Here is a 13,643-nt window from a genome sequence, read left to right as displayed (position 1 = left end):
AGGACGCTTTATGGAACAGGATGACCGCCTGCTCAACGCCATGTTTGAGATGTGCAACCACAAAAATCCCCTCAATGACGGGCAACGCGAATGGCATATCGCCGATATTCCCGGCCTGCTGCGCGAAGAACGCTATGACGAACTGGACGAACGCTACAACCAGGCGCTGACGGAGAGCTTTACCAGCCGCGAAGCGGAAAAGCGCTATTTCTTCGCCTGGAATCAAATGGACAACCCTTTTTACGATATGGACACGCTGGTTGAGGCTGGGCCGCAAGGATTAGCGCTGATCAAAAACTGGCTGCGCGCTCGTCCCCGCTCCACTCACGCCTGGCTTGCCGAGGCGCAATACTGGAATCACCGTGCGTGGCTTTACCGCAGCTATGGCTGGGCGAGAGAAACCACCCGAGCGATGTGGATCTGCGCCGCCGCCTGCAACGAACGGATGGTCATCGCCGCGCTCAATGCTATCGACTGTGAACCGCGCCAGTGGATGGCGGCGGCCCTGACCAGCACCAACTCAAAAGTCTTCGGCCAGCCCGACTGGCTGGTTGAGTTCCTTGTGGGCGCGGATGTTGCCGGGCAGCCATTAATGGAAGATCTGGCTGAATATCATCGCCATTCACCGCAGGAGGTGGACGCGCTGATGGCCCATTCCGGGCTGTCGTTTGCCGACGCGGTTTGCCCAAATTTGCCGCGCCCGTCCGTGCTGCCGGAGTGCAATGACGATGCCGGGCAAAAATACTGGCTCGCCGTCTGCCTGGCTATTTTCCCGACGGCATTTTACGTGCTGGATGAATATATCCCGTTTCGTATGCCACGCTGGAGAGGGTCTCACGAGGAAATCCGCGAATTTCTGGAATCAAGCGTATGCGATCACCTTTCTGCCGCAGAACGTGAACATCTGGAGCTATTAATCTGGTGGGACGATCACCGCGATCTGCGCATCAAAGAGGTTGACTCCCCGGCAGAACAGGAACGTATTATCGCCAAAGCCGAAGAGATTAGCCTGCGAGCGCATATCCAGGAATCTCGCCACAACGCGCTGGAGTGGCTTCGGGTCTGCTATAGCGATCTGGACGATAATGACGCGCTCTGGCGAACCCTTCAGCGTTCGATCGTGGAAAAAGTTAAGCTCAACAATTACTTCTCTGATGACACGATAAAGTTCGCCCTGCGCGATTTTCCTGACACCTGGTGGATGTATAACTTTCTCTGTCAGAATGCGCAGCAAACGGAATTCGCAGTGCCGAAAATCCGTCGTGGCTACTTTCAGTACGCCGGGTTATTGGGTTTCGAAAAGGATGAGGCGCAAGGCCTCGCCTGGCTCGATAGCGTCGCCGACATTCAATATAACCATAGCTGGCGGGCGGCGATTAAAAATTTCAACTGGTTCGGGCTCCCGGAACATTTCGTGCCGCTGGCAGAGCTGGGCGCACAAAGAAATATACCCGCCGCGCTAAACCTGCTGGGCCTTGAACACAATAATAAAGAGAACAACGGCCTACTACCTTACGAGCCTGCCATCGCGTTAGGGTATTTTCAGCGCGCGGCGGAGATTTTGCACCAGCAGTTAGCGCTGCGCGAGAGCACCCCGTACAAATTAATAGATAACGGAGGCTATACCGACTATGAAAATGACCTGCAAAATATTCATTTCAGCATCGGCGTCTGCAACCAGCGTCTGAGTAAACAAGAACCTGATACCGAAAAACGTTCCGCTTATGAAAAAGAACTGCTCGATAATCTCTGGCTGGCGCATCAGTTCGGGCATAAAGAGGCCTGGGGCTTGTTCCTGCTGAATATTTTTGAAGTGAAGGATATTACGCTGGCGCATAAGCATCTGGAACTGGTGCAACAAGAGGCCAACAAAGGCACGCTACATGCTATGGTGACCCTATCGCGCCTGCACGGTAATAAACACGATCGAACGCTGTTTAATATGAAGCTAAGCGCACGCTGGGCGCATTTTGCCTTCACACTTTACCCGGATAATGAAATCGTTATGGACTGCCTGGACCACCTGCATTTCGATTCTTTCTGGAAACGCTTTCGTTTCGCCTGGTATACCGTCCGCATCCCGAATTCAGAGCTGCCGGGACAGGTCAACTCAATGGTGTAATGGAGTGATAATACAAAGAAAATCTCTATTTCTTTGCGCCCTGCTTCTACTCTGCGCCACCGCCAGGGCTGAAATTACGGAGCAGCAGATCGAGGCCGACTGCGCAAAAATTCCAGTTTTGGCCAGCCAGGGCGAACAGCTTTACAAGACCCAAAAATATGCCAAAGCGCGCGACGCTTTTGAACAGCAGGCCGCATGGAGCGAAAGCTGCGCCCTTGACGACAACGCCATCGCGACGGCCTACAACAACGTGGCGCTGACCTGGATACGCGAAGGCGAGTGGCGTAAAGCCCGCGCCTGGCTGATGCTAAGGCCGAATGATAGCAAGTCGATCTACAACCTGAAACTTATCAAAGATAAGCTATCGGCCCTGCCGCCACCGGTTTTTGCGGCGGGTGAATACTGGCGCTATGCCGGACGCGCCTCCTGGAACGTGCTTAGCGTGAAGGCATTACCCACCCCATCGCGCTATCAGGTTAATTTTCAGGGTTACTGGTTCGGTTTAATGGGGATCTACTTCGGCCCCAATATCGGCGAGTTCTCCGCAGCGGTAACGCTGGAAAACGATAAAACCATCGTGGCGCTTCGGGAAGGCGATGACATTCACTGCGACATTTCGCTGGCTTTTTCTTCTGAAACCATTGATGCCAGCACCGATACGTTTGTGGACTGCGGTTTTGGCGCAAATGTCCGCGCCGACGGGCACTATTTGCGCGTTGAATAAATCTGGCGCGGAAACTGAAATTTTATGATTAACCTGAGTTCAGTTGAAATTAACAATCTATTTATAATTCTCATAACGTTTCTCATTCTTTCCTGATATCCATATTACCTTAACACCTCCATTACAATTATTAATGTCGTAAGCATGATATATTTAACGCTCGCTTCTTTTTTTTACCCTGTGATACTTCATTTCTGGATATCAATTTGAACCGACCATTTTCCATTTGATATTGTTCCTTTATATAAATCTGAGGCGCCTGATCTTTAAACTTTATAGTTACAAGATGACCATCTTTGCTGTCCTCATACCACCTATATATAACATAACTATCAATGCTTATTGTGTAATCCTGGCGGATGACAAAATCAGAAAAACGCACGATATCTTCATAAGCAAAAAAGCTACTAAGCAATAAAGCATCCACCAGGTTTCCTTTTGCATCGTAACTATTTATTTGCACATTAAGCAATGACGTATCAGACTCTCCAATTTTATTATAAACTATCAATCTGTAAGTATTACCATCATGTTCAAAGTATCCTAATTCATAATAACGGACACCATCTCCAATATACGGAGAAAGAAAATTCTCACCTTTTACCGGCACCTTAATTTCCTGTTGATTAAATAATTTAGTTTTCTCTTTATATTCACCTGATAATTTTAACTCCATTACATTATCATCGGAATTAATATCCTTATAATAACAAGCCAATTGCGAAAACTGCGTGGAATCAACAGGAAGAACCAATTCTTTACTCTTTTGATTATTACAACCAACACTTGTTAAAATGATGCTAAGCAACATTACCGAACGCAGGAAATATAAAGAAAAAGTTAATCTATAATTATTCATAATCGGCATTAACTTTCGTAATACACATCACCCTGTCTCATCTCTCATTATTTAAAGAGTTCTCTGGTAAAAGCCAGTTCAGTATTTGCTGATATCAACCTGTCAACCAGTGGACAGAACCACTCTGGCGCATCCCATTTACTGAAATCAGCCTGATGTTCTATGGCTAATGGCGTCTTTAATAATAGATGATCAATTTCTGGCGTGGTAAGACCATGTGCTGCACGAAATTTTTTCACTGCCTGATATTCAAAAGGCCAGAGCAAAAGTTCCTGTGGCTCTATTTCATAACCGTTAAGAGCATATTCATTTTCTGTAGTCTCTGTACGCGCAGACCATTTCAGATGGCAGTCACAAAGCTCAGCCAACCACTCTTTTAGTACCGCTTCATCCTGTGAGTAAAGAGCCTCTTTCACAAAATCATAATAGAAACGCTCAACTGGAATACCATGCGACTGCCAGTCAACCGTCTGCTTATGTTCACTGGCTAGCATTTCAATTGCCAGAACAATGGTCTTTTGAGGCAATAGATTTCTCGCTCGTTCTGCTTCAAAGTTCTTTAATCCTTTAATAAAAAGAGGATAGAAGCGACGGGCAACATCAATTTTATTGGTAGCAATCTGAAGAAGTAAGGGAATTCCCTGATTATATAGCAGTTCATCAGAAACAAATACTTTATCTGGTTGTTCAAAATAGCCACAAAACAATCCCATCGCATCAAATGCAACAGAAGCACATAGTAAATTATTTTTTATTTTATTTTTAAAATAGACGTTCCAAGCGTAAAGGTACAGAAAAGACCTTGAATTATTAAGGAAAAATAGATTGAAAGAGGATAATATTTCTTCCTCACCATACTTATCTATTATTTTAAGGTCAGTGGAAATAGTTCTTTCTGTAATATGAGTATATCGTTCCACATCCATACTTGCAGAGTTATCACTATTAAAATACTGAGATATCTCATTATATCTGCTCATGTAGCGCCCTTATTTTTTCACATCTGGATGGACTGGAATATCCACACCAAAAAATTTTTTAACTGTTTGCCCCACTCTTTCATCACTAAAAAAACGAAAGTGAGGACATTCCTTCAGGACAGGCATCATTCGAGACTAATCTGTAGTTTTCATCAATATCCTGCCCGGACACAACCCCCTCCTTACAGGGCAAGATTACGAAACCCCGCACCCCGCAAGGACTGACGCGAGGTACTCTCTGTCCATCGCCACATCCTAACGCCAGTACAATTTATTTCTCACATTCCAATGATTTCTCATCGCATTAGAAAATTTTTCTGATGTTAAATCTTCTGAACATATATAATATCTCACCTAACATTTCCGGTTCTTTCTTTCCGCTACGTTTCTCTGAACGAAAAGATACCGTCACACATAGTTTTTTAACCCCTCATTCAAATGTAAAATCAATTATCTCATCAGGAACATCACTGACAATATGAGTCACATGTTATTTAACATTAAATGAGAAATATATTTCTTTGTAATCTTTAAATAAGGGTGAATCCCCTACGCCCATAAAAATGAACATTATGTTTGTTGATGATAATGCCACCTCTGCCTGAATGCACTGTTCTATCAGGGAAAGATCATAACAACCATAACTCAAACATTAATTTATGAATTTAGTAATAACGCAACATTAATCTGTAAAATCCAGCACTGACTTGTATTTAAAAAGTTGTATTTAACGTGCTAAATATACGATTCTTGGTTATTTTATTCTTTATCCAGGCGTGTGCAAAAATATACTTTCATACTCTCGTCATGATGCTGAAGGTTAAATTTAATTCATTTTAAAAGGCTAAAACCCGGATGAAGTTCTACCTCGTCACCAAATCAATTTACCACCACCACCTATATAACTTCGGCCTGGATATGGAAGTATAAACATGTCATCACATTTTTCCCTGGAACACCCCCAGTATATCGTTTCCTTACCATCGGACCATTCTGCCGTGGCAGCAGCATTAATAGAAAAATGCCATTTTTTCTTATTATAAATCAACTCACCCGCTATTTCACAGGGAAACCAGAGCCAAAATCCAGTCATGGTATCACTCATTTCCTTATATTTATCACTTAACGAAAATATTTTTTCTATCTGACTTGCATTTAAAACCCATTTATTGCATAAGTTTCTATCCCCAGGATCTTTATTATAAGGACTCATATAATGGGACTGATTTATTTTTAATATCTTTATATCAGCAAAACAATAACTCACAGATGATAAAAATAGAATCACAAAAATAATCACATTATTCGCTTTCATATTAACACTTTATCCAGATCGAACGCATGCCATTGTCGTTTAGTCGAGCGACGGCGGGCATATAGTTTTCCTCATTATATATTGATGTGATTTTGTATCATTGCAATTATAATATTAAAGTTACCTTACTCAGTTTAGTAAAAAAGGCAGAACATGTTTGACGTCAATATTATTCAACACTTCTATGAAGAAGTACAAATTCAAACTAACAGTTTGCACTTGCTTTTTGAATAAATAATGAGAAATTTTTTATCTGACTTGTTCTTTGCCCTAATTACTACAAATCCGTGAGTTTGTACTCGATTTTACATTACTGTCAATAGTCAGGAATTATTGATATATAATTCAGTAAATTTGACAAATTCGTTTCAGAATGACCTTGCTTTTATGTGAACTTCATTCATTTTTCAAACCGTCTCATATAATCTTTTCATGCAAATTTTCTTGTCATACACATTGAAAACATATAACAAAAATATGTTCACGACATATCCAATTAATATTTCATACCATCATCAACTTCATCATCATAATTTATGAAATATAGAATTATTTTAGTGTAATACGTTTGAGTGGCAACCATTCACCAGGCTGAGAATATGAAAACATTTTTCCTTTTATATAATATGCTTTTCCTTTATTGCTTATCTCAAATTGCGGTGATGGATATGGACATGCATTTTCCTCGTCGCCGTTATAGTATAATGCCAAAACACCAGAATTGATTTTTAAAGAGTAGTCACCAATGCATGTTATCCCCGCATGCCAGGTTGTCATGGATAAAGAAGCACGATTATTTTTACTATCTATCTTTAAATTATATTGTAAAAAAACCTGACTCCCATCATTTAACTCCTCGCCAAGTTCCTCGACTCTAAAGTTACCATCCCATTGAGTTTGAGTAACCGCAAAAGAATTTGCGCTCCATAAGCAAGAAAAAATAAATAGATACTTTATAAAACCGCCCATACAACTAACCCCTGATTTAATATGTAGAAGGAATCAATTCAGTATTCAGCATTGTCACACTATATACAAAATCACTCAAGTTGCATCAAGGCGGCAAGGATTTGCTATTGCGCAATGCGTAAAAAACATCAAGAAAAATATATTTTTCATAATAAAATCCACTAATAAGTATCTTCAATGGATTCCATCTTATCAATACGTAATTATCATTTTCTGTTCAACCTCAACCTGATTTCCTCTTAGTACTGAGTACCGTCTACGATCATTAATTCCACCTCTGATGATATCTCGTTAAAAAATAACGCTACCGCCATACCCTGGTTTACAAACCTGCACCCCCTAAGATTACTCTCTTATCTGCATTAAGAATATCATTGTGTTTTTTTTCGGAATATATAAAGATTCCCCATAGTGGATACATATCGTGAACCAAATTAGTTAAAGGCGGGATCACTGATGCTATAATAAGTCAAATGACCTTTTGTATTTTCTTTAATAAATGTTGCCGAGGTGATTTCAAATTTATTTTTTAGTGAATTAATTTAATATTCAAGAAATGCTTATTTAAATCCTGAATATTGGGGGCAGTGTCATAACATCCTGATAGCAGAAAGATATAAATAAGCAGCTATTTACCCTGATTAAACATATATGCCTCACGCACTACAATCTTCCGTGACCAAATCCAGCAGCGTTAAACTCCACCCTTTGCCCAAGCCATGAAGCTCGCTCAGATGAAAAATCAAACCATCACCCCATTTTTTCGGCACTGCCACCACTCGCTCTGATTGCAGCTCAAACCGCCTGGCGTTTGCTATACGGGTATCAGACGCCTGATCCCCATTATCCGCTCCATTCACCATGCTAAATGTCAGCAGCGCATTATCAGAACCGGTATAGCTGACAAAAAAACCGGCGTGATCCCATCCCTTTTCACAAACGTACTCAACCTCCGTGTGGTGATCAAATTCGTTATCCACAGGAATATGCTCTGAAAACCAACCTACCTGCCCCAACAGGTAGTTAAAACCGGGTATTGGCTTATTAATATCAAAGCTTTTCATCCACTTATAATCATGCCCAGCCCCAATTCGGTACAGCACATACATCCCAACTTTTTTATCAATCAAGGCATTAATTTTCGCGTTGTCTCGCTGCTGAAAAGCGATAATCACCTGTCTTGCCGTCTCTTCAAACGACGGTGCGGCACAAACGGGATGCGCGACCATTCCCAGCAGACTCAACGCAATGGCCGTGCGGCTCATTTTCATCATTGGCTCTCCATTAACATCCGGTGTTCTATTAGCGCCAATATACTCTCGCAATATTTACTCGGCCTGTCCGTAAGCGTACAATGCCCGCCCTTAAAGTGAGGACTCTCCTCAAGCCGCCTCATCAGGTGAGGCGGATCTGACCTGTCATCAGAACGAGAAAATGATGTTTAAACCAGAACTCCTTTCGCCGGCGGGAACGCTGAAAAATATGCGTTACGCTTTCGCTTACGGTGCCGATGCCGTCTATGCGGGCCAACCACGCTACTCTTTACGCGTGCGTAATAACGAATTCAATCACGAAAATTTGCAGCTTGGCATCAACGAAGCCCACGCGCTCGGAAAAAAATTCTACGTGGTGGTGAACATCGCCCCGCATAACGCCAAGCTCAAAACCTTTATCCGTGACCTGAAACCCGTCGTCGAGATGGGCCCGGATGCGCTGATCATGTCCGATCCAGGGTTGATTATGCTGGTACGCGAGCACTTCCCGGCAATGCCGATTCACCTGTCGGTACAGGCTAATGCCGTAAACTGGGCGACGGTAAAATTCTGGCAGCAGATGGGGCTGACCCGTGTGATTCTCTCCCGCGAGCTGTCGCTGGAAGAGATTGAGGAAATTCGCCAGCAGGTGCCGGATATGGAAATAGAAATTTTCGTCCACGGCGCGCTATGCATGGCCTATTCCGGCCGCTGCCTGCTTTCCGGCTACATCAATAAACGCGATCCGAATCAGGGCACCTGCACCAATGCCTGCCGTTGGGAATATAACGTGCAGGAAGGAAAAGAAGACGTTGTCGGCAACATCGTGCATAAGCACGAACCGATTCCGGTACAGAACGTTGAGCCGACGCTCGGTATCGGCGCGCCGACGGATAAAGTGTTTATGATAGAAGAGGCCCAAAGACCGGGCGAATACATGACCGCGTTCGAAGACGAGCATGGCACCTATATCATGAACTCAAAAGATTTGCGCGCTATCGCCCACGTGGAGCGCCTGACGAAAATGGGCGTCCACTCGCTGAAAATCGAAGGCCGCACCAAATCCTTTTATTACTGCGCCCGTACCGCGCAGGTCTACCGTAAGGCCATCGACGACGCCGCCGCGGGTAAACCCTTCGACCCTACGCTGCTGGAAACGCTGGAAGGTCTGGCTCATCGCGGCTATACCGAAGGTTTCCTGCGTCGCCATACGCACGACGATTACCAGAATTACGAGTACGGGTACTCCGTTTCCGAACGCCAGCAATTTGTCGGCGAGTTCACCGGCGAGCGTAAAGGCCAACTGGCGGCCGTGGCGGTGAAGAATAAATTCTCCGTTGGCGATAGTCTGGAGCTGATGACACCGCAGGGAAATATCAATTTCACCCTGGAACAGATGGAGAATGCCAAAGGCGACGCTATGCCGGTGGCACCTGGCGATGGCTATACCGTCTGGATGCCCGTCCCGCAGGACGTTACGCTGGATTACGCACTATTGATGCGTAATTTCTCAGGCGAATCAACGCGTAACCCCCATGCTAAGTAGTTAATTGCGGTTATTTTTTCATGACGGGAAGATTCTTAGAAATTGATCACATACCGCTTCGCTCAATGCGGGTATTATTCAACGCGCTGAAAAACATAACCCATAAATGCTAGCTGTACCAGGAACCACCTCCTTGGCCTGCGTAATCTCCCTTACGCAGGCTTATTTTTTGCGTTTAATCAATAAAAAAGTGGTACTTCCCGCCATATCCAAAATTGACCACACTAACCAAAGCGCAAATGGGCGCTTAGGTTTACAGACCTCCACTATTCATGGCCAGCCAGCAAGTCACAATCCTCCCGCATCCGGTCAGACTCAGGACTTAGCATTCTGACGTTTACGTTTAACATCAGTAAATTAAATCAATAACTGCTTTGTGAGAACTTACACAAAAAGTTTCCAGGTTATTAAATTAAGGTTAAAAACTGATAATTTAAGCGTGTAAAAATATGGCACGTTTTAATGCCGCTTTTACAAGGATTAAAATAATGTTTTCCCGGATTAGAGGTTTGATTTCATGTCAAAGTAATACTCAAACCATCGCACCTACGCTCAGTCTACCTTCATCAGGCCATGTAAGTTTTGCTGGGGTTGATTATCCTCTATTACCACTAAATCACCAAACGCCGCTCGTTTTTCAGTGGTTTGAACGCAATCCAAATAGATTTGGTCAAAACGAAATTCCCATTATCAATACGCAGAAAAACCCTTATCTTAATAATATTATCAATGCTGCTATAATAGAAAAAGAAAGAATTATTGGTATTTTCGTTGATGGCGATTTTAGCAAGGGACAAAGAAAAGCATTGGCAAAATTGGAACAAAATTATAGAAACATAAAGGTTATTTATAATTCTGACCTTAATTATAGCATGTATGATAAAAAGTTAACGACGATTTATTTAGAAAACATCACCAAACTGGAAGGTCAGTCAGCAAGTGAACGAGATGAGGTCTTGCTTAACGGGGTAAAAAAAAGCCTGGAAGATGTCTTGAAAAACAATCCGGAGGAAACGCTTATTTCATCTCATAATAAAGACAAAGGTCACTTATGGTTTGACTTCTACAGAAATCTTTTCCTGCTAAAAGGAAGCGATGCCTTTCTGGAAGCTGGTAAACCTGGTTGTCATCATCTGCAACCAGGCGGTGGGTGCATATATCTTGATGCAGATATGTTACTTACTGATAAACTCGGCACGTTGTATTTACCTGATGGTATCGCTATCCATGTAAGTCGTAAAGATAATCACGTTAGCCTTGAAAATGGGATTATTGCTGTTAACCGCAGCGAGCATCCAGCATTAATAAAAGGACTCGATATTATGCACAGTAAACCTTATGGCGATCCCTATAATGACTGGCTCAGTAAAGGGTTGAGGCATTATTTTGACGGTTCTCATATACAAGATTATGACGCATTTTGCGATTTCATTGAATTTAAACACGAAAATATCATTATGAACACAAGCAGTTTAACTGCCAGTTCTTGGAGGTAATCATGATAGCCTTGTTTTACTCGCCCTTACCACCGTCACGTATAATCGGTATCCAGAGTTATTCCTTTATCCTGTAAAATGTGATACAGATTCTCCATTGATCTAATAACTACCTCAATTTCACATTCAAGTTTCTCTACAGAACTTTCATTGAGTGAGAAGTTGAGAGCCAGTAATAATGATTGTGAGTTATTATCATAACACAAATGTGGTCCATTATTCTCTGCAAACCATAAATTAGCATTGAGAAATTCAAAAGCAAGATTATTATTATCCGGAGGTCTTCCGCAAAAACCGTATATCATTATATACTCACTGTTAGTGCTTGTTAGTAAGATACGGTAACGGTTATCTATAATAAATGAGCATAATCTGTTTTCGTCAAAGGCAATTGAATCGGCATTTAATTTCAGTGAAAACTGTCTTAATAAGCGATCGGCTCTTGAATACATAACACCCCATACTCTATCTAAAGCGTTTCTATATAAGTCATAAGCCTCTGGTCTGGACGCTTAACACCCCGTGTCATCTCCGGAATTCATCTTTTCCCTATGACTTGCTGTGTTTGCTCATTTATGGCCAGGCTGGCCGGATTCTGACGCCATTTGCGCTAAGGTATAGTCCGGCGCATATTCCCATCATACCAATTCCCCCAATGCCAAACGATGCGCCTAAAACCGTCAGAGCGGTAGTATATGCAGCACCACTACTGACACTGGCGACAGCCCCTGAGCATACCCCACTGAAAATACCTGTAAACAATGCCGTGGTTCCTACGCATATTAAACATCTGGGTTTATTGCCGTGAGCGTTAAACTCAACGATTTCAGCTGCCGGACTTTCTTCATTACACCGTTCAGAAGGGGAGAGCAATGGCGTTTGCGCATTCACGCCTGAAGTAACATTCATATAAACCTCTTCATGCACATGCCTGTTTATGTTTATGAGAAAAGCGATACCTCAGGCAACGGTACGACTAAAAGACACCGCGCCAAGTCATCATCTAAATAGGTTTTATTTGATAACAAGAATAGTGTACTGCTAATAGTGCGCCTTGTTCCTGCCAAAGCAGTCTAAAGAACATTTCGATTTTATGCTATTAAAAAGTATGTTTGGTAATAAATATCAGGTTTTTATCTGATATTATGAAGTTTGAAATTAATACTGATAACTGACGTATGTTCGTCTTGTTAATTCTCCGTTTCGTTATTAAAGGCGCTATATCGGAAAGCGTCTGACTACCCCTTGTGGTTTCCTTGCACTCTTACAAGCGATACTCAATGCGCATACCGGCATCTCTCTTGTCGCCATTTGCCTTAAACCATGCTTCGCTTACCGCTGCGTACAGCAGGAAGAAAAACGGTAAAGCAATAAGTGCGCAACATTTCAATTTTCATCCTGTTCTGACCTCGCTTTTTCATTTCTGCTATACACTTTCTGGAGATTGTTGTTCAACCTATTAAGGCATAACGGATGGCTAACTTTCCCGCCAGCTTACTGATCCTCAATGGCAAAAGCGCTGATAACCAGCCGCTACGTGAGGCCATTACTCTACTTCGCGACGAAGGTATACAGATTCACGTTCGGGTAACCTGGGAAAAAGGCGACGCGCAGCGTTACGTTGATGAAGCCCGTAGACTGGGCGTTGAAACGGTGATTGCCGGCGGCGGAGACGGTACCATTAATGAAGTGTCGACCGCGCTCATCCAGATCCGCGACAGCGTAGCCCCTGCACTGGGCCTTTTGCCGCTCGGCACTGCCAACGATTTTGCCACCAGCGCCGGTATTCCTGAAGCGCTGGACAAAGCGCTGAAACTGGCGATTGCCGGAAACGCGATGGAAATTGATATGGCCAGGGTCAATGATAAAACCTGTTTTATCAATATGGCGACGGGCGGTTTTGGCACCCGCATTACCACCGAAACGCCGGAAAAACTTAAAGCCGCGTTGGGCGGCGTCTCCTATCTTATTCACGGTCTGATGAGAATGGATACGCTGACCCCTGACCGCTGCGAAATACGTGGCGAAAACTTTCACTGGCAGGGAGATGCGCTGGTGATCGGCATCGGCAACGGTCGTCAGGCCGGCGGCGGGCAGCAATTATGTCCCACCGCGCTGATTAACGACGGGCTGTTACAGCTACGGATTTTTACCGGCGAAGAACTGCTGCCGGCGCTGTTTTCCACACTCACGCAGTCAGATGACAATCCGAATATTATTGACGGCGCCTCGGCGTGGTTTGATATTCATGCGCCGCATGAAATCACGTTCAATCTGGATGGCGAACCACTCAGCGGACAAGAATTTCATATTGAGGTGCTGCCTGGCGCATTACGCTGTCGGCTGCCGCCAGACTGCCCGTTGCTACGTTAATAACAC

General features: G+C 43.6%; 12 protein-coding genes and 2 pseudogenes. 5 read left to right on the top strand and 9 right to left on the bottom strand.

The features are described 5' to 3' along the window. The first annotated feature begins 10 nt into the window (after window positions 1-10). Window positions 11-2,122, top strand: a complete 2,112-nt coding sequence (locus NBA72_RS19955) for a DUF4034 domain-containing protein (protein WP_042949025.1) — start codon at window positions 11-13, stop codon at window positions 2,120-2,122. A 4-nt stretch (window positions 2,123-2,126) separates the two neighbouring features. Then, the gene (locus NBA72_RS19950; RefSeq protein WP_052324016.1) at window positions 2,127-2,846 is read left to right on the top strand and encodes a tetratricopeptide repeat protein; all 720 of its coding nucleotides are present in this window, start codon (window positions 2,127-2,129) and stop codon (window positions 2,844-2,846) included. 130 nt (window positions 2,847-2,976) lie between these two features. Here the strand turns inward: NBA72_RS19950 and NBA72_RS19945 are convergent, their stop codons facing one another. The 7 genes and pseudogenes from NBA72_RS19945 to NBA72_RS19915 all read right to left on the bottom strand — a co-directional run bounded on the left by NBA72_RS19945 (window position 2,977) and on the right by NBA72_RS19915 (window position 8,243). After that, the gene (locus NBA72_RS19945) at window positions 2,977-3,714 is read right to left on the bottom strand and encodes a hypothetical protein (RefSeq protein WP_052324014.1); all 738 of its coding nucleotides are present in this window, start codon (window positions 3,712-3,714) and stop codon (window positions 2,977-2,979) included. A gap of 38 nt (window positions 3,715-3,752) precedes the next feature. After that, complete coding sequence (locus tag NBA72_RS19940) at window positions 3,753-4,685, bottom strand: hypothetical protein (protein WP_023194913.1); 933 nt, start codon at window positions 4,683-4,685, stop codon at window positions 3,753-3,755. A 258-nt stretch (window positions 4,686-4,943) separates the two neighbouring features. Then, window positions 4,944-5,166: pseudogene (locus tag NBA72_RS19935) on the bottom strand (ISAs1 family transposase); the annotation flags it as partial. Window positions 5,167-5,556: 390 nt separating this feature from the next. After that, window positions 5,557-6,000, bottom strand: coding sequence for a hypothetical protein (locus tag NBA72_RS19930; RefSeq protein ID WP_020899000.1), 444 nt, complete (start codon window positions 5,998-6,000; stop codon window positions 5,557-5,559). A gap of 549 nt (window positions 6,001-6,549) precedes the next feature. Further along, a complete protein-coding gene (locus NBA72_RS19925; RefSeq protein ID WP_042949024.1) occupies window positions 6,550-6,969 on the bottom strand; it encodes a hypothetical protein in 420 nt (139 codons plus the stop codon). 434 nt (window positions 6,970-7,403) lie between these two features. Next, a pseudogene (locus NBA72_RS19920) lies at window positions 7,404-7,601 on the bottom strand (hypothetical protein). A gap of 24 nt (window positions 7,602-7,625) precedes the next feature. Further along, the gene (locus NBA72_RS19915) at window positions 7,626-8,243 is read right to left on the bottom strand and encodes a hypothetical protein (RefSeq protein WP_042949023.1); all 618 of its coding nucleotides are present in this window, start codon (window positions 8,241-8,243) and stop codon (window positions 7,626-7,628) included. A 163-nt stretch (window positions 8,244-8,406) separates the two neighbouring features. Between NBA72_RS19915 and trhP the strand changes: the two genes are divergently transcribed. Together trhP and sseK2 are read left to right on the top strand one after the other, a co-directional pair. Next, entirely contained in the window at window positions 8,407-9,768 is a 1,362-nt protein-coding gene (trhP, locus tag NBA72_RS19910; protein WP_001517981.1) for a prephenate-dependent tRNA uridine(34) hydroxylase TrhP, read from the top strand. A 449-nt stretch (window positions 9,769-10,217) separates the two neighbouring features. Then, window positions 10,218-11,264, top strand: a complete 1,047-nt coding sequence (gene sseK2 / locus NBA72_RS19905) for a type III secretion system effector arginine glycosyltransferase SseK2 (RefSeq protein ID WP_077910654.1) — start codon at window positions 10,218-10,220, stop codon at window positions 11,262-11,264. A gap of 35 nt (window positions 11,265-11,299) precedes the next feature. On the opposite strand, the gene NBA72_RS19900 is transcribed toward sseK2, so the two are convergent. Further along, complete coding sequence (locus tag NBA72_RS19900; RefSeq protein ID WP_001555792.1) at window positions 11,300-11,716, bottom strand: CesT family type III secretion system chaperone; 417 nt, start codon at window positions 11,714-11,716, stop codon at window positions 11,300-11,302. A gap of 121 nt (window positions 11,717-11,837) precedes the next feature. Continuing rightward, window positions 11,838-12,173: a type III secretion system effector SteD gene (steD, locus tag NBA72_RS19895; RefSeq protein ID WP_031607508.1), complete on the bottom strand. Its 336-nt coding sequence runs from the start codon at window positions 12,171-12,173 to the stop codon at window positions 11,838-11,840. A 564-nt stretch (window positions 12,174-12,737) separates the two neighbouring features. Between steD and yegS the strand changes: the two genes are divergently transcribed. Beyond that, complete coding sequence (gene yegS, locus NBA72_RS19890) at window positions 12,738-13,637, top strand: lipid kinase YegS (RefSeq protein ID WP_023195014.1); 900 nt, start codon at window positions 12,738-12,740, stop codon at window positions 13,635-13,637. Window positions 13,638-13,643 lie beyond the last annotated feature (6 nt).

Source organism: Salmonella sp. NW1250, assembly GCF_051812965.1.
In the GTDB taxonomy this organism is placed as follows: domain Bacteria; phylum Pseudomonadota; class Gammaproteobacteria; order Enterobacterales; family Enterobacteriaceae; genus Salmonella; species Salmonella enterica.
The sequence above is the reverse complement of the archived record's forward strand: the minus strand, read 5'-3'. Positions and strand labels throughout refer to the sequence as shown.